Origin of the sequence: Sphingobium sp. SYK-6 (assembly GCF_000283515.1) — a bacterium.
Taxonomy (GTDB): Bacteria; Pseudomonadota; Alphaproteobacteria; order Sphingomonadales; family Sphingomonadaceae; genus Sphingobium; species Sphingobium lignivorans.
Genome location: NC_015976.1, coordinates 3,552,687 through 3,568,890, shown reverse-complemented (window position 1 = coordinate 3,568,890; position 16,204 = coordinate 3,552,687). Strand labels below are relative to the sequence as shown.

General features: G+C 66.9%; 16 protein-coding genes. 9 read left to right on the top strand and 7 right to left on the bottom strand.

Annotated features, from left to right (window positions below; genetic code table 11):
* The first annotated feature begins 44 nt into the window (after positions 1–44).
* The 5 genes from SLG_RS16360 to SLG_RS16340 all read left to right on the top strand — a co-directional run bounded on the left by SLG_RS16360 (position 45) and on the right by SLG_RS16340 (position 5,454).
* Positions 45–884 carry a UDP-2,3-diacylglucosamine diphosphatase gene (locus SLG_RS16360; RefSeq protein WP_051003793.1) on the top strand — a complete coding sequence of 280 codons (840 nt, stop codon included), beginning with the start codon at positions 45–47 and terminating at the stop codon, positions 882–884.
* Positions 881–1,939 carry a glycosyltransferase family 4 protein gene (locus SLG_RS16355; protein WP_014077613.1) on the top strand — a complete coding sequence of 353 codons (1,059 nt, stop codon included), beginning with the start codon at positions 881–883 and terminating at the stop codon, positions 1,937–1,939. Before SLG_RS16360 ends, SLG_RS16355 begins: the two co-directional genes overlap by 4 nt.
* 175 nt (positions 1,940–2,114) lie before the next feature.
* Positions 2,115–2,864 carry a class I SAM-dependent methyltransferase gene (locus tag SLG_RS16350; protein WP_014077612.1) on the top strand — a complete coding sequence of 250 codons (750 nt, stop codon included), beginning with the start codon at positions 2,115–2,117 and terminating at the stop codon, positions 2,862–2,864.
* Between the two features lie 135 nt (positions 2,865–2,999).
* A complete protein-coding gene (locus SLG_RS16345) occupies positions 3,000–3,632 on the top strand; it encodes a DUF1013 domain-containing protein (RefSeq protein WP_051003886.1) in 633 nt (210 codons plus the stop codon).
* 136 nt (positions 3,633–3,768) lie between these two features.
* A complete protein-coding gene (locus tag SLG_RS16340; RefSeq protein WP_014077610.1) occupies positions 3,769–5,454 on the top strand; it encodes a long-chain-fatty-acid--CoA ligase in 1,686 nt (561 codons plus the stop codon).
* Between the two features lie 101 nt (positions 5,455–5,555).
* Here SLG_RS16340 and SLG_RS16335 read toward each other — a convergent pair whose 3' ends face one another.
* Positions 5,556–5,765, bottom strand: coding sequence for a hypothetical protein (locus SLG_RS16335; protein WP_014077609.1), 210 nt, complete (start codon positions 5,763–5,765; stop codon positions 5,556–5,558).
* Positions 5,766–5,956: 191 nt separating this feature from the next.
* Between SLG_RS16335 and SLG_RS16330 the strand changes: the two genes are divergently transcribed.
* Together SLG_RS16330 and SLG_RS16325 are read left to right on the top strand one after the other, a co-directional pair.
* Positions 5,957–6,139, top strand: coding sequence for a hypothetical protein (locus SLG_RS16330; RefSeq protein WP_041392143.1), 183 nt, complete (start codon positions 5,957–5,959; stop codon positions 6,137–6,139).
* A gap of 58 nt (positions 6,140–6,197) precedes the next feature.
* Positions 6,198–7,550, top strand: coding sequence for a PQQ-dependent sugar dehydrogenase (locus SLG_RS16325; RefSeq protein ID WP_041392141.1), 1,353 nt, complete (start codon positions 6,198–6,200; stop codon positions 7,548–7,550).
* Between the two features lie 73 nt (positions 7,551–7,623).
* On the opposite strand, the gene SLG_RS16320 is transcribed toward SLG_RS16325, so the two are convergent.
* The gene (locus tag SLG_RS16320) at positions 7,624–8,475 is read right to left on the bottom strand and encodes an ATP-binding protein (RefSeq protein ID WP_014077606.1); all 852 of its coding nucleotides are present in this window, start codon (positions 8,473–8,475) and stop codon (positions 7,624–7,626) included.
* Positions 8,476–8,704: 229 nt separating this feature from the next.
* On the opposite strand from SLG_RS16320, the gene SLG_RS16315 reads away from it, so the two are divergent.
* A complete protein-coding gene (locus SLG_RS16315; protein WP_014077605.1) occupies positions 8,705–9,661 on the top strand; it encodes an L-threonylcarbamoyladenylate synthase in 957 nt (318 codons plus the stop codon).
* Between the two features lie 252 nt (positions 9,662–9,913).
* Entirely contained in the window at positions 9,914–11,908 is a 1,995-nt protein-coding gene (locus tag SLG_RS20570; protein ID WP_051003792.1) for a glycosyltransferase family 2 protein, read from the top strand.
* Between the two features lie 23 nt (positions 11,909–11,931).
* On the opposite strand, the gene SLG_RS20565 is transcribed toward SLG_RS20570, so the two are convergent.
* From SLG_RS20565 to SLG_RS16285, 5 genes are all read right to left on the bottom strand, one after another.
* Positions 11,932–12,168, bottom strand: coding sequence for a hypothetical protein (locus SLG_RS20565; protein WP_014077603.1), 237 nt, complete (start codon positions 12,166–12,168; stop codon positions 11,932–11,934).
* A gap of 101 nt (positions 12,169–12,269) precedes the next feature.
* The gene (gene msrA, locus SLG_RS16300; RefSeq protein WP_014077602.1) at positions 12,270–12,800 is read right to left on the bottom strand and encodes a peptide-methionine (S)-S-oxide reductase MsrA; all 531 of its coding nucleotides are present in this window, start codon (positions 12,798–12,800) and stop codon (positions 12,270–12,272) included.
* A gap of 72 nt (positions 12,801–12,872) precedes the next feature.
* A complete protein-coding gene (argC, locus tag SLG_RS16295) occupies positions 12,873–13,802 on the bottom strand; it encodes an N-acetyl-gamma-glutamyl-phosphate reductase (protein ID WP_014077601.1) in 930 nt (309 codons plus the stop codon).
* Positions 13,799–14,704, bottom strand: coding sequence for a C40 family peptidase (locus tag SLG_RS16290; protein WP_014077600.1), 906 nt, complete (start codon positions 14,702–14,704; stop codon positions 13,799–13,801). Before SLG_RS16290 ends, argC begins: the two co-directional genes overlap by 4 nt.
* Before the next feature lie 54 nt (positions 14,705–14,758).
* Positions 14,759–16,153, bottom strand: coding sequence for a leucyl aminopeptidase family protein (locus SLG_RS16285; RefSeq protein WP_014077599.1), 1,395 nt, complete (start codon positions 16,151–16,153; stop codon positions 14,759–14,761).
* Between the last annotated feature and the right edge of the window lie 51 nt (positions 16,154–16,204).

Genomic DNA, 16,204 nt, shown 5'->3' with positions numbered 1-16,204 from the left:
GGGGCATGCGCGGAGACAAACTCCACTCGGGGGTCCGCACCAGCATGACCGCGCTTGGCACGATAGCGCCGGAACGTTTGGCAAGAGGCGAGCGTTCACGGCTCCATTTTCGCACGATCTGGATCAGCGACATTCATCTCGGCACCAAGGGATGCAATGCGGGGATGCTGGTCGATTTCCTCGATAGCGTCGACAGCGACACGCTCTATCTGGTGGGCGACATCGTCGATGGATGGCAGCTCAAGAAGCGCGTCTACTGGCCGACCGCGCACAATGACGTCGTCTGGCGCATCATGAAGCGCGCGCGGAGGGGCACGCGCGTCATCTACATTCCGGGCAATCATGACGAGATTTTCCGGCAGTTCACGGGCATGAGCTTCGGCGGCGTCGAGATCCGCCGCAAGATGATCCACACCACCGTCGACGGGCGCAAGCTGCTCGTCCTGCATGGCGACGAGTTCGACGCGATCATGCTGGCACATCGCTGGCTGGCCGTGGTGGGAGACGCTGCCTACACCGCGCTGATGGCGATCAATCGCCGCGTCAACCAGGCACGGCGGCTGCTTGGCATGCCTTATTGGTCGCTCTCGAAGATGGCGAAGCACAAGGTCAAGAATGCGGTGGCCTTCATATCGCGCTTCGAGGAGATCGTTGCGCATGAAGCGGAGCGGCGCCATGTGGACGGGGTGGTCTGCGGCCATATCCACACGGCGGAAATCCGCCAGTTCGGCGACATCACTTATTATAATGACGGCGACTGGGTGGAAGGCTGCACCGCGCTTGTCGAGCATCATGACGGGCGCATGGAAATCCTGCACTGGGCCGACATCATGGCCGCGCGGGAAACGCCCGAGACCGATCAGCTCCTGGAACTGGCGGCTTGACGGAGATCGGGCAGATCGCCCCGGGGCGGCGCATTCTCATCGTCACCGACGCATGGGCGCCGCAAGTCAATGGCGTGGTGCGCACGCTCCAGTCCGTCAGTGCCGAGCTGGGGGCCATGGGCCATGTGGTGGACGTGATCGGCCCGGACCGCTTCGCGACCCTGCCTTGCCCCACTTATCCCGAGATCCGCCTCGCCATGGCGGCCCCGGGGACGATCGGCCGGATGATCGCCGCTTTCCGTCCCGATGCCATCCATCTGGCGACCGAAGGGCCGCTGTGTGTCGCCGCGCGCCGCTGGTGCCTGCGCCGCGGCTATCATTTCACCACGGCCTATCACACCAATTTCCCCGATTATGTCCAGAGCCGGACCGGCCTCTCGGCGGATCTCTTCTGGCCCTATTTCCGCTGGTTCCATGGTCCTGCCAGCGCGGTGCTGACCTCCACGCCCTCGATCCGGGCCGGGCTCCACCGCGCGGGCATCAGCCAGACCCATCATTGGGGGCGGGGCGTGGACCTGGCGCTCTTCACGCCCGATGGCCCGGCGCATCCGGCCTATGCCGGCCTGCCGGGGCCGGTGATGCTGCATGTCGGCCGGGTGGCGGTCGAGAAGAATATCGAGGCCTTCCTGCGACTGGATCTGCCGGGCACCAAGGTCGTGGTCGGTGACGGGCCGGCCCGCGCGGCGCTGGAGCAGCGCTACCCCGATGCGCATTTCCTCGGGCTGCTGACCGGGGAGGCGCTGGCGAACGCCTATCGGGGCGCTGACGTCCTCGTCTTCCCCAGCCGCACCGACACGTTCGGCTTGGTGATGATCGAAGCGCTGGCCTGCGGGACGCCGGTCGCCGCTTATCCGGTGATGGGGCCGGTCGACGTTCTCACGCCAACGAGCGGCGCCATGGACGAGCGGCTCGAAACGGCGGTGGAGCGGGCGCTGACCATGGACCGCACGGCCTGCGCTGCTTTTGGCCGCAGCTTCAGCTGGCGCCGGAGCGCCGAACAGTTCCTCGGCAGCCTGCACTGGCTTGGCGAGGACGGATACGCGCGCGCTGCCTGACATCCCCGCCCGGGGCGACTCTCCGATCCATCGCATGCCCGGGACGGGCGCCGCGTCCGCCGCACGATGCCGCGCGGGCATGGACTTTGCGGGGGACTGGCGATACCAATTCTTCGTCATTCCCCGATACGAGCGGGGCCTTGTTCCACGAATTGAAGGCAGGACGATTAAGCTCATGGGGAAGTGCAGTCCGACGCGCGCGGAATTCGACCGGGCTTATAACGACCATGTCATCGGATCCAACTTTCTCGAAGTGCCCGAATATTACGAGATCGACCGGGAACGATACTGGCGCTCGCTGCAATTGCTTTGCGACATGGGCCTCGATTCGGACATGAAGATGATCGAGTTCGGCGGGGGCCAGATGGCGCTGCTGCTCAGCAAGATGTTCGGCATGGACTGCACCGTGGCCGACATCAATGAATCATACCGCAAGGTCATCGATGCGGCCGGCCTCTCCTTCGTGATCGGCAATCTCACCTGGGAGCCGCCGGTGCCCGACGCCGACAAGCGCTATGACCTCGTGGTGATGCTGGAAGTGATCGAGCATATCCCGGAGCCGCCTTATGTCACGTTCCGCAGGCTCTCCTCCCTGCTCAACCCGGGCGGCCGCGTCTTTCTGACCACGCCGAACCTGTTCCGCCTGCGCAACATCACGCGGATGGTGCTGGGCAAGGACTATCTCGACCGGTTCCAGCTTCCGCTGCCCCATGTCGGGCTCGGTCATCAGATGGAATATTCGATGGATCACATGAGTTGGCAGCTGCGGCATGCCGGCTATGCCGTGGAGGACATCCGCCACGACCAGCTGGGCACGAGCGGCCATTCCACGAAGGCTCGGCTGGCGCGCAGGCTCCTCGCGCCGCTCTACATGCGGCCGACCTGGCGGGAGAAGCTCGTCGCCATGGCGCGACTGGCCGAATGACGGCGCCACGCGGTCTTGCCCTGCGGGCCGGACTATACTAAATCTGGCTGTGGCAGGCCGCTCCGCAAGGGGCGGCCCTTATCATTTTGGTGTCATTTTTTGACCGTCAGGAGATTTCCAGTGGCCCAGCCGCTCATGCCCCATGCCACCGCCAGCTGGCTGGTCGACAACACCGCGCTCAGCTTCGAGCAGATCGCCGAATTCTGCGGCCTGCACATTCTCGAAGTACAGGCGATCGCCGACGATACCGCCGGCACGAAATATACCGGACGCGATCCCGTGCGCGCCCATGAGCTGTCCATGGACGAAATCCACAAGGGCGAGGCGAATGCCGATTATCGCCTGCAGATGCTCAAGGGGCCCGATCCGGTGCGTCGCACCAAGGGGCCGCGCTACACGCCGGTCTCCAAGCGGCAGGACAAGCCGGACGGCATCGCCTGGATCCTGCGCCACCATCCGGAGATCTCCGACGGCGCGATCGGCAAGCTGATCGGCACCACGCGGACCACCATCCAGGCGATCCGCGAGCGCACGCACTGGAACATCTCCAACATCCAGCCCAAGGATCCGGTGACCCTGGGCCTGTGCTCGCAGCGCGAGCTTGACCTGCTCGTCACCAAGGCGGCGAAGAAGGCAGGCATCGAAGCGCCGACGGACAATCGTCTCGCCGGCGACCGCGAGGCCCTGATCGCCGAGCTGCGCCTGGAGCGCGAGGAAGCCCAGCGCCGCGCCGAGGAAGCGCTGTTTTCCAGCCCGTCGCAGGACTGAGCATCATGGCATGACCGGCCCCCGACCGGGCCGGTCCCTCCCGAGTCGCGGCTGGCGCGGACCGACGCTGCAGGCCGCGCCGTAGCGTCCGCGCGTCTGCATTGCCTTGCTCGCCGCCATCGCATAGTTTTCCGGCATGGAGAGCGAGAACCCGGTCTGGCAGGACCATTATGATCACCCCGTCGGCTGGGCGCAGGATTTTGCGCCGTTGTCCCTTCCGGGCATGTTGCAGGCGGCGGCGGAGCGCGATGGCGGGCGCTCGCTCATCGATTTCTACGGGCGGCGATTCAATTATGCCGAGTGCCTGGACGCGGCGCGGCGCTTCGCCTGCGGATTGATCGATCTCGGCATCCGTCCCGGCGACCGGGTGGGCCTCTATCTTCCCAACGTGCCGCATTATGTCACCGCTTATTACGGGATCATGATGGCCGGGGCGATCGCGGTGAACTTCTCGCCGCTCTACACGGTCGAGGAACTGGATCATCAGGCCGAGGACAGCGGCACGCGGATGATGGTGACATTGTCGGCCCGGCCACTGCTCGGCAATGCCCGGGCCATGCTCGACCGGTGCTGCGTGGAGCGCCTCGTGGTGGGCAACGTGGCGGAGGCCCTGCCTGCTGGCAAGGCGATGCTGTATCGCCTGTTCAAGCGGAAGGCGGACGAGCCGATCCCCCACGATCCTCGTCTGACCCGCTTTGCCGACATGCTCTCGAACGACGGGGCCCGAACCCTGCCAGCCATCGATCCGGAGCGTGATCTCGCGCTGCTGCAATATACCGGCGGCACGACCGGCCGGCCCAAAGGCGCGATGCTGACGCACCAGAACCTCACGGCCAATGCCCGGCAGGTCAATATGCTCGACCCCTGGCATGACAATGATCGCATTCTTGGTGCGCTGCCCTTCTTCCATGTCTTCGCCAATACCGCGGTGCTCAATCGCACGGTCGCCAATGGCGGTGAGATCGTGATGCTGCCCCGGTTCGATTCGCGGCAGGTGCTGGCGGCGATCCAGCGCACCAGGATCACGTCGCTTCCGGGCGTGCCGACGATGTTCCAGGCCTTGCTGGATTGCCCGGATCTTGCGAAGACCAATCTCTCATCCCTGCGCATCTGCATTTCGGGCGGTGCGCCGCTGCCGCTGCCGCTCAAGGAGCATTTCGAGCGCGCGACCGGCGCACGGCTGGTGGAAGGCTATGGCCTGACGGAAAGCAGCGGCGTGGTCTCGGCCAATCCCTATGACCGGCTCGGCAAGGTGGGGACCATCGGCCAACCGATACCCGCGACGCGGATCCGGCTGCTTGATCGCGAGGACCCCAGCCGACGCGCGCCGCCGGGCGTGCCGGGCGAGATCGCGGTCTCCGGGCCCCAGATCATGCAAGGCTACTGGAACAATCCGGCGGCGGACGGCGATGTGTTCGCCGATGGCTATCTGCGGACCGGCGATGTCGGGACCGCGGACGAGGATGGCTATTTCAGCGTCGTCGACCGGATCAAGGACATGATCGCGGTGGGCGGCTTCAAGGTGTTTCCCAGTCAGGTCGAGGAAGTGCTTTATCGCCATCCCGCCGTGCGCGAGGCCCTAGTGATCGGTATTCCGGATTCCTACCGGGGCGAGTGCCCCAAGGCCTTCGTGACGCTCTGGGCGGACAAGACGGAAGGCGTGGAAGGGGACGGCCTCAAGGACTGGCTCAACGAACAGCTCGGCAAGCATGAGCGGGTCTGCGCGGTCGAGATCCGCGACAACCTGCCCAGGACGCTGGTCGGCAAGCTCTCGCGCAAGGAACTCGTGGCCGAGGAGCGCGCCAAGGCCGGGCTAGCCTGAGAGTCGAGAGCCCCTCTCTCCCGGAAACCTCGTGGGGACATAGGGAGAGAAACCGGAAGAGAGGGGCTGGCGACACGCGTCCAACGGTCGCAACGGAAGAATCAGTGGATGGTTCCCATCGCCTGCTCGGCGGTCAGCAGCAGGAGCATCCGCTCGATCTGGCGCCAGCGGCAGAAGTGGACATGATTGCCGCGCTCGCGGCTCCTGTCCGCGCGCAGGGCGGCTTCCACGCTGGCATGCTCCCCGAAGGTTTCCATGAGCGCGGCGGCATCTTCATAGCTTTGACGGTCCACCAGAATCGGCAGGTGCATGAATGGCTTCCCGTGAGATCGGCCCGGCGCCGACACCGGAAAGCCAACCAAGCATCGTGCCAGTTTGCCGTGACGCTACGGCATCGGGGCATTCGGTGGTGAAAGGCGCCTTAGGCATGTCCCGGCGCGAAACAGAGGGTCCCGCGATCGGACGGCTGGCGTCCCGCCCCGGGACGTGGCAAGGCGCCTGCATGAGTGGTCCCTCTTCTCCCGATCCCCGGCAACGCATGGGCGGCGGCGCGCCGATCGCGCTGCTTTCGCTTCTCGGCACGATTCTCGGCGGCTTTCTCGGCCAGCCGGTGATCGGATTGCTCGCCGGCTTCGGGATCGGCGTCCTCATCGCGATCCTTGTCTGGCGAATGGGACCGCGCTGAGTCGTCGATGATGCGGCTTCCGGTTGCGCGCGGCGGGCCGGCGGCATAGATCGTGCCCATGAAGAGATATATTCTCATGGCGCTGCTGGCGCTGGTCATCGCGGCGGGCGGCATATTTTTCTATGTGTCGCGGCCGGATGTGGCGCGTCTCGCGGAAGCCGAGCTGGAAGGGCGCGAGCCGCGTTTCACCGAGCCCCGGCGCCAGATCATCCCGACCGTGGTCGTCGCGCGCGCCGTGGGCTGGGCCGATCATGCCGCGCCGGTCGCAGCGAAAGGGCTGCGCGTCCAGCGTTTCGCGGCCGGGCTGGATCATCCCCGCACCATGCTGCTGCTGCCCAATGGCGACGTGCTGGTGGCGGAAACCGCCAGTCCGCCGCGCCCGACGAACGGCATCACCGACTGGGTCATGGCGAAGCTCATGGGCCGGGCCGGCGCAGGCGCGCCGTCGGCCAATCGCATTTCCCTCCTGCGTGACAGCGACGGCGACGGCGTGGCGGAAGACCGCTACAGCTTCCTGGAGGGGCTGAACTCGCCTTATGGCATGGCGCTCGTCGGGGACACGCTCTACGTCGCCAATACCGACAGCCTCATGGCCTTCCCCTACACGCCCGACGCGGTGCGGATCACCGAGCCGGGCCGGAAAGTCGCGAGCCTCCCCGCCAATGCGCCCAATTATCACTGGACCAAGAGCCTCGCCGCCGGACCGGACGGCAAGCTCTATATCGGCGTGGGATCCAACAGTAACATCGCCGAGAACGGTCTGGAGAAGGAAGATCTGCGCGCGGCCGTGATCGAGATCGATCCGCGCGAGGGCGCGTTCAACATCTACGCGAGCGGCCTGCGCAATCCCACCGATCTCGCCTTCAATCCGTGGACGGGCGGCTTGTGGGCGGTGGTCAACGAGCGCGACATGCTGGGCTCCGATCTCGTGCCGGACTATCTCACTGACGTGGATTTCGCTGCCTTCTACGGCTGGCCGTGGAATTACTGGGGCGGTTATATCGACAAGCGCGTGCAGCCCGAGCGCAATGATCTGCGCGAATATACAAGGCGGCCCGCCTTTGGCCTCGGCGCACACACCGCGCCGCTCGGGCTCGCCTTCACCCCCGGCGCGGCGCTCGGCGCGCCGTTCGATCATGGCGCTTTCGTGGCCCTGCACGGCAGCTGGAACCGCAAGCCGCCGGCCGGTTACAAGGTCGCTTATGTCGCGTTCAACGAGAAAGGCGTGCCGCAAGGCAAGCTCGTCGACCTGCTGACCGGCTTCCTCAACGAGGATGGCGATGCGCAGGGGCGTCCGGTGGGCGTCCTGGTCGCGCGCGACGGCGCGCTGCTGGTGAGCGACGATGTGGGCGGGATGGTCTGGCGGATCAGCAATCCCGCAGCGGCAAAGGCCAGCGCCAACGCGCAATGAAGACAGGCAGCGGTCGCGCGAATGCGCTGCCGCCGAGGAAGCGCATGCAGGCCTGCGGACCCGCGCGGCGGGTTCAGTCGCCGATGTCCGGTGCGTCGAGGTTCCGGCCCGCGCGGCCTGCCAGCTCGACCACATATTGCCAGGCGACGCGGCCCGAGCGATTGCCGCGCTGCGTGGCCCACTGGATCGCGGCGGCCGGCTCGAAGTCCAGCCCGTGGCGCGCGGCATAGCGCGTCACGATGGCGAGATAGGCCTCCTGGTCGAGGGCATGGAAGCCGAGCGAAAGGCCGAAGCGATCGGCCAGCGCCAGCCGGTCGTCCACCACGTCCCGCAGGTTGATCGGATCGTCCTGCTCCGACATCGAGCGCGGCACGATATGCCGGCGGTTCGAGGTGGCGTAGAGGCGGACATTGCTGCCCCGCGCGCTCGCGCCGCCCTGCAACAGCGAGCGCAGGGCCCGCGCGTCCGCGCCGAAATCGCCATCGAAGCCGAGATCGTCGATATAGAGGATGATCGGCCGGCGCGTGCCGCTCAGCAGCGAGAAGAGCGTCGCGAGGCTGCGCAGATCGTCTGTCGCGACTTCCACCAGCGCGAGCGGCAGGCCTTCCTTCTGTACTTGCCCCACGCAGGCCGCGACAGTGGCCGATTTGCCGGTGCCGCGCGCGCCCCAGAGCAGGATGTCATGAGCGGCATGGCCCAGGGCGAGGCGGCGGCTGTTCTCCAGGCAAGCCTGCTTTTGCGCATCGATGCCGGTGAGCAGGGCATAGTCCACCGGCTGGAAATGGAGCACCGGCGTGATCGCCTTGCCGTCCCACCGATAGGCGGCATGCGCCTCCAGATCAGCCGACGTGGCAGGGGGTGGCGCCATCCGCTCCAGTGCCGCCGCGATGCGGGTGAGCGCGTCCTGGGAAAAAACCTCTGTCATGCGCGCTCTCTAGGTCTAATCGACATTCAGCGCTAGCGGCCTGCAAATGGCGCTTTCCCGGTCTTCCGGTGCTCACGTACTTTGAGTACGCTGCGCGCCGGGTCCCGAAAAACCACCATTTTCGTCACGCCATCATCTGAATGTCGATCAGCCCTAGGGCAAGCCCGGGCTCGGGCAAAGCCGCTATTGCCGGCTTCATACTGTCACGAAGCGCCGCTATAGCCGCACGATGCCGCTTCGCGCCCGTTCTATCACGACCCAGATTCGCGCTTATGACAGCGCCGGGCTTGCCGAGGCGGCGGCGCTGATCCGCGCGGGCGAGCCGGTCGCCGTGCCGACCGAGACGGTCTATGGCCTCGCTGCCGATGCCACGAACGAGATGGCCGTCGCGCGCATCTATGCCGCCAAGGGACGGCCGGCCTTCAATCCGCTGATCGTGCATGTGAGCGACATCGCGATGGCGCAGCAACTGGTCACTTTCCCGCCCGTCGCCGAGGCGCTGGCCGCGGCGTTCTGGCCGGGCGCGCTGACCATGGTGCTGCCGCGCCGCCCCGATTGCCCCGTTGCCACGCTGGCCAGCGCCGGTCTCCCCACGCTCGCCGTGCGCCTGCCGTCCCACCCGGCCATGCGCGCGCTCATCGCCGCCGCGGGGGTTCCGCTCGCGGCGCCTTCGGCCAATCGATCCGGCGCGATCAGCCCCACGCGCGCTAGCCATGTGCTTGCCAGCCTCGACGGGCGAATCCCGCTGATCCTCGACGCGGGGCCGACCAGCGAGGGGCTTGAATCCACCATCGTGCAGCCGCGCGAGGACGCGGTCGTGCTGCTGCGACCCGGTCCGGTGACGATCGAGGCGCTGGGAGAGGCCTCCGGCCTGCCGGTCGTCTCGCCTGGCCATGGCGGGCCGATCACGGCGCCGGGGCAGCTCGAGAGCCATTATGCGCCATCCAAGCCGCTCCGGCTCGATTGCCCGCACCCTGTCGAAGGTCAGTTCCATATCGGCTTCGGCCCGGGCCCGAGCCAGCGCAACCTGAGCGCATCGGGCGATCTGGTGGAAGCGGCCGCCAATCTCTTCGCTGCATTGCATGAAGCGGATGCCAGTGGCTTTCCGGCGATAACGGTCGCGCCGGTTCCGCATCGCGGCATCGGCCTTGCCATCAATGACAGGCTGCGCCGCGCCGCTGCCTGACCGCGCGGTATCTAGCCCCCTTGTGACGCGCTCTCGCCGCATCGGTGCCACGGGTTGACGCAGGAAAAGAGGCTTCGGCGCCCAAAATGCAACCGTTTCGCGGTTGGCGCCTTTCTTCAGGCGGCGGCTGCAGACGCACGGTTTGTCGCTTGACACTTCGTGATATCGCGCTGCCCTGTACAGCCCGTCCCGGGTCGTGTCTCGTTCAAGCCCGCCAAGGGCAAGCGAGGCAAAGAAGAAAAGGAAGTGGCATTGATCGCGCTATCTCGAGCGGAGCTTGATTCCTCACTGGTCTTTGTTGCGTTTCTCGCCCTCTTCTCCGCATTGCTCACCTTGCGGGCGGTCTCCTCTCCCCACAATCTGTCCCGTCCGGTCTCGGCGGAAGGCTATGAGCTGGTCGGTGCCTGCATCGGCGCGTTGCTCGCCACGACGCTGACCACAGGGGCTTTCCTGGCCGTCTTCCCCGTTTTCCTGCTTTGCCTGGGCGGGGCGGCCGTGGTGCGCTATCTGGTCGACCAGCTCAGCATGCCGGGCATTCTCTGGCTCACGAGCGTGGCTGCCGGCTGGGTGGTAGGGAGCCTCTGGGCGGTGCTGTTCATCCTCGAGGCGGATTTCCCCGGGCCGCTGACGGTCGCGGCGTTCGTTGCGCTGGGATTTGCCGGCCTGCTGTTCGTCCTCGGCCAGATCGCGAATTTCGCGCGGGAGGCGGTGCTCACGCATGAGCGCTGGAGCCTGCCCTTTTCGCCGATGGACGAGCCGCGCCCGCGCGCGCGCTTCAAGGTCTCGCTGCAGCTGCCCTGCTATGCGGAGCCGCCGGAAGTGGTCATGGAGACGATGAACCGCCTGGCCGCGCTGGACTATGACGATTATGAAGTCCTGGTCTGCGACAACAATACCGCCGATGAGCAGCTCTGGCGCCCGCTGGAAGCGCATTGCGCGGTGCTGAACCGGCGGCTGGGCGTCGAGCGCTTCCGCTTCTTCCATGTCGCGCCGCTCGAAGGCGCGAAGGCGGGTGCGCTGAACTTCCTCCTGGGTGAGATGGCGCCGGACGCCGAGCTCATCGGCGTGATCGATGCCGATTACCTTGCCCGCAACGATTTCCTCTCGCGCCTCGTGCCGTTCTTTGACGATCCCTCGCTCGGCTATATCCAGACGCCGCACGATTATCGCGATTATGAGGGCAACAGCTATCTGACCGCCTGCCACTGGGAATATATGCCGACCAACAAGGTCGATTATCCCGGCATCAACGAATATGGCGGGGCCTTCACCATCGGCACGATGTGCCTGCTGCGGACCGAGGCGCTCCGCAAGGCGGGCGGATGGGCGGAATGGTGCCTGACCGAGGATTCGGAGGTTTCCGTCCGGTTGCGCGCGGTGGGCTATCGCGGCTTCTATTTCGGCGAGACATTCGGGCACGGCCTCATCCCCGATACGTTCGACGACTACAAGAAGCAGCGCTTCCGGTGGACCGCCGGCCCGGTTCAGCAGTTGCGTCGCCACTGGCGCCTGTTCCTGCCCGCCCCATTCGCGCCGCCGCTGCCGGGCTGGACGAAGCTGCTGGAGGTCATGCGCTGCATTTCCCCGCTACAGACCTTTGCCGGCATCGCCTTCACCATCTTCGGCGTGCTTGGGATGATCGTGTCGCTGGCGACTGGCGCGATGACTCCCGTTGCCGTGCCGCACGTCGCGGGCCTGCTCCTCCTCCTGGGCGGCGTAACCTGGTGGCTGCGCACCATGCATCGCTACCGGCTCTCCGGCTGCAATAATGTGGAGGACATGATCCGGGGCGAGATCGCCCGTGCCTCGCTCACTTATGTGACGCTGCTGGCTGGCGTGGCCGGCCTCTCGAAGCGGCCGTTGGCTTGGCGGCGGACGCCCAAGTTCGCGGGTCTGGCTGCCGGGCAGGAATCGCCCTTCGCGGCGACCATGCCGGAGACGATCGCCGGATCGGTCTGCATGGTGCTGGCCCTTGGCTTCCTGTTCGCCTCCGGTTTCGTGGGTGGTGGAGTTGCCCTGCTGGGCTTCCTGGGCCTGTTCAGCCTGTCCGTCCGCTTCTTTTGCGCGCCGCTGATGGCAGCCATCGCGATCCGGGAAGCGCAGCCGCGCAAGGCAAGTGACCGCCCGCGTTATGTCCCACGCCACGCCCGGACCCCGCTAGTCCAGCCGGGCATGGCCGTGGCCACGTCGCATGACCCGCGCGATCCGGCCTCTGTCGTCCGCGATATTCGCTCGGCGCCCCGCTGAACCTGCTTCGCGGCGCTGACTCCTCAGTCGGCGTCGCGGCAGTAGAAGGCGTCGTAGCGTTCCTTGCATTTCCGGCGCAGGTCGCGGCCGAGGTTGCGATCGGCCTCTTCGCGGCTCACGGTCGCCCAGTCAGCGGCCTGCGCCGTTGCCTTCACGGGCGCTGTGGCAACGGTATAGGCTGTTTTCGCGACGCAGCCGGGCAGCGCGGGCAGAGCGATCACGAGAAGGGCGCAGAGCGTGGCGCGGCTGGAAAAGCGCATTGTCGGTCTCCTGGAGCCACGTCCCGCCGTCCGGGCGAAAACCGGGCCCACGTCCTTCTATGTCACTGCAGGCCGGAAGGACAGGGCCCGGCGAAGGCCGGTCAGTCTCGCAGGCGCGTTGCGAACCCCTTGCGCAGTTTCTGCAGCTTGGGCGGAATTACCGCCATGCAATAAGGATTGCGGCTGCCGACCCGGTCCCAATATTGCTGGTGATAATCCTCCGCCGGATACCATGTCGCCAGCGGCTCGATGGTCGTCACGATCGGGTTCGGCCAGTCGGGCTGTGCGCGCTCGATCGCGGCGCGGGCTTCCGCCTCCTGCGCCGCGTCATGCGGAAAGATCGCCGAGCGATACTGGGTGCCCACGTCATTGCCCTGCCGGTTGAGCGTCGTCGGGTCATGGGTGGCGAAGAAGATGTCGAGCAGGTCGCCATAGCTGATCGTGGCGGGATCATAAGTGATCCGGATCGCCTCGGCATGGCCGGTCTGCCCGGTGCAGACCTCTTCATAAGTCGGGTTGGGCTTGGTGCCGCCGATATAGCCGCTTTCCACCGCCTCGACGCCGGCCAGGCTCTGGTAGACAGCTTCGGTGCACCAGAAGCAGCCGCCCGCCAGCGTTGCTGTCGCGCTCATTGGGATCCGTCCTTTCGCGATGTCATCTGATGCTCCCGAAATAGGAAGCCGCGGCGAATTCGCAACAGGCGCTCAGAGGCGAAGCCCGGTCGTTTCCGGCAGGCCCGCCATCAGGTTCAGGTTCTGCACCGCCGCGCCGGACGCGCCCTTGCCGAGATTGTCGAGCGCCGCGACAAGGCGGATCTGCTCGCTCGCCGCATCGGAGAAGACGAACAGGCGCATGGCGTCGCTGTCTTTCAGCAGCTCGACCGGGAGCGTGGCGGGCTGATAGCCCTGGTCGACGGAGACGACGGCCGATCCGGCATAATGGGCCGACAGCGCCTCGCGCAGGGTCGCCGCGCCCGTGCCGTTGGCCAGCATCTCGGCGTGCAGCGGCACTTCCACGATCATGCCGGAATAGAGCGGCACGACGGCCGGCACGAAGATCGGCCGGTGCAGCAGCCGGCAGCGCGCCTGCATCTCCGGCACATGCTTGTGCGCCAGCGTCAGCGCATAAGTGCGCCAGGCGCTGGGCGGCCCGTCCGGCCCCTCATACTCCGCGATCATCGACTTGCCGCCGCCGGAATAGCCGGAGACGGCATTGCAGGCGAGGCGGGCGCCGGCCGGGATCAGGCCTGCCGCCACGAGCGGCGCGACCAGTGCGATGAAGCCGGTGGAATAGCAGCCGGGATTGCTGACGAAGCGCGCGTCGGCCACTGCGTCACGCCCGGCGATCTCCGGCAGGCCATAGACCCAGTCCGGCGCGACGCGATGCGCGGTCGAGGCATCGATGACCCGCGTGCGATCGTTCGCGATCATCGCCACGGACTGACGCGCGGCATCGTCCGGCAGGCAGAGGATCACGATGTCTGCCTCGTTGATCGCGCCGGCGCGCGCGGCATCGTCCTTGCGCGCGGCCTCGTCGAGCGTGATGAGGTGGAACTCGCTGCGCCCGGCGAGCCGCTCCCGGATCTGGATGCCCGTGGTGCCGGCCGCGCCGTCAATGAAAATCGTCGTGCTCATGGCTTGATCCTGCGCCGGCCTGTCACCGGCTGCTCATGCTGGTCCGAGAGCCGCGCCACGACATCGGCGAGCGGCTCGATCGTCACGGCCATCCAGAAGGCATTGGCATGGATGAGACGAGTCTCGTCCATCATCAGCCCCACATGGCCGGGGAAGAAAACGATGTCTCCTCGTCGCAGCGGCGCATTGTCGTCCAGCGCGGTGCCCAGCACCTGTGCCTGCTGATCGGTGTCGCGTGGCGCGGCAATGCCGCAGGCGTCCAGCGCCGTCTGCACGAGGCCGGAACAGTCCAGCCCATGGCCGCGTCCGCCCCAGACATAAGGCGCCCCCAGATGACGTTCGGCGACCGCCACCCAGTCGCTTTCCGGCGCGTCGACCGCACGGATATGGCGCAGATGGGCATAGCCGCCGGCGGTCGCGAGGAAATCGCCCTCGGCCGCGCCGGCGAGCCGCGCGCCTGCCGGGAGCAGTGCCTGCACCGGCGACTTGATGTCGGCCGACAGGAAGAGCGGCGTGGCCGCCCGCGTGACGTGCGTGGCGACGACCGGCTCGCCCAGCGCGGCGAGGGGGAGATAGCCTACATAATGATCGTGCCCGCAATAGCCCCAGGCCCATTCGCCGCGCGCGTCGAGCATATGGAAGGCCTCGCCGTGCAGCAGTTCCGAGACCGCGCCTGCCGCCTCGTCCGGCTTGCCGCGCAGCATGGCGGAGGGGACGACACAGGCACGCGCGACCGGCGCCACATAATGCGGCGCGAAATACAGCTCGGCGAGCGCCAGGTCGGCAAGGTCAGGGCGTATGGCATTCACGCGCGCGTCATAGCGGCGGGACACGCCGTCCAGCTTCACGCGCCTGCGTGTCGTCGATGATCCCGGGGAAACCCCCGCCACTGTGTCGTGCATCGGGGCCCCCTGCGCCAAAAGAGACGGGCAGGTCAAGGGCCGGTGGCGGCGATGTCAGCGCCCATATCGCTCGCGGAGCATCGCGAAGGTCGCGCGCAGGCCACAGGCCTCGCCGCCTTTCGGACGTCCTGGCTTCGCGACCGGCCGCCAGGCGAAGGTGTCGAGATGAATCCACGGCGTCTTTTCGGGCACGAAGCGCCGGAGAAAGAGCGCGGCGGTGATGGCGCCGGCAAAGGCACTTTCGCCGCTGTTGGAGAGGTCCGCGACGTCGCTCTTGAACAGCTCGTCATAGGGATCCCACAGGGGCATGCGCCAGACGGGATCGTCCACGGCCGTGCCGCAGGCGGCCAGTTGCGTGGCCAGCGCATCGTCATTGGCGAACATGGCCGGGAGATCGGGGCCCAGCGCGACGCGCGCGGCGCCGGTCAGCGTCGCGAAATCGACGATCAGCTCCGGCTTCTCCTCGCCCGCCCGGGTGAGTGCATCGCCCAGCACCAGCCGTCCTTCCGCATCGGTGTTGCCGATCTCGACGGTGAGGCCCTTGCGGCTGCGCAGGATGTCGCCGGGGCGGAAGGCATTGCCGGCGATCGCATTCTCGGCCAGCGGCAACAGCAGATGCAGGCGCACCGGCAGCGCGGCATCCATCACCAGTTCGGCGAGGGCCAGCGCGTGGGCCGCGCCGCCCATGTCCTTCTTCATCAGGCGCATGCCGGATGCCGGCTTGATGTCGAGTCCGCCGGTGTCGAACGTGATGCCCTTGCCGACCAGCGCGATGCGGGGATGATCCTCGCGTCCCCATGTCAGCTCGACGAGGCGGGGCGCGTTCACTCGGTCGGCAGCGCGGCCGACGGCATGGATCATCGGATAGCCTGCTTCCAGCGCATCGCCCCGGGTAACGGTGAGCGTGGCGCCATGGCGGCTCGCGATGGCCTGCGCCTGCGCCTCGATCTGGTCCGGCCCCATGTCCGCCGTGGGCATGTTGACCATGTCGCGCACCAGCGCCGTTGCGCCGGCCTGCGCGACGGCCGAGGCGATGGCGGCGGGCTGCGGCGTCAGCAGAACGCGCGGGCCCTTGTCGCTCTTCTTCTCCTTGTAGCGGTCGAAGCGATAGTGCGCGGTCATCCAGCCCAGGATCGCCGGACCGGGATCGCCGCCATCCGCGAGGCGGTAATGCCCCGCCGGCAGGACTTCGGCGAGCCGTGCGAGGCACCAGCTCGACAGGGACTGCGCATTGGCCACGGTGGTCACGATCGACCATTCGTCCGCCCCATCGCCGGGCAGGATGGCATGGGCATAAGCGGTGGGCTTGAAGCCCTGCGCGTCCAGCGCCGCGCGATGGCGCTCGGGTTGCGCCGCCAGCCAGGCCTGATGACCATTTGCGTCGATGATGTGGATGGTGCGGGCGGCCTGCCCGGTGTCGGGGCGCACGAGATCGGCAATTTCCGTCATGTTACCGCGATAATCTCCCCTTGCCCGCTCGGCAAGCAGCGCCGCATGCGT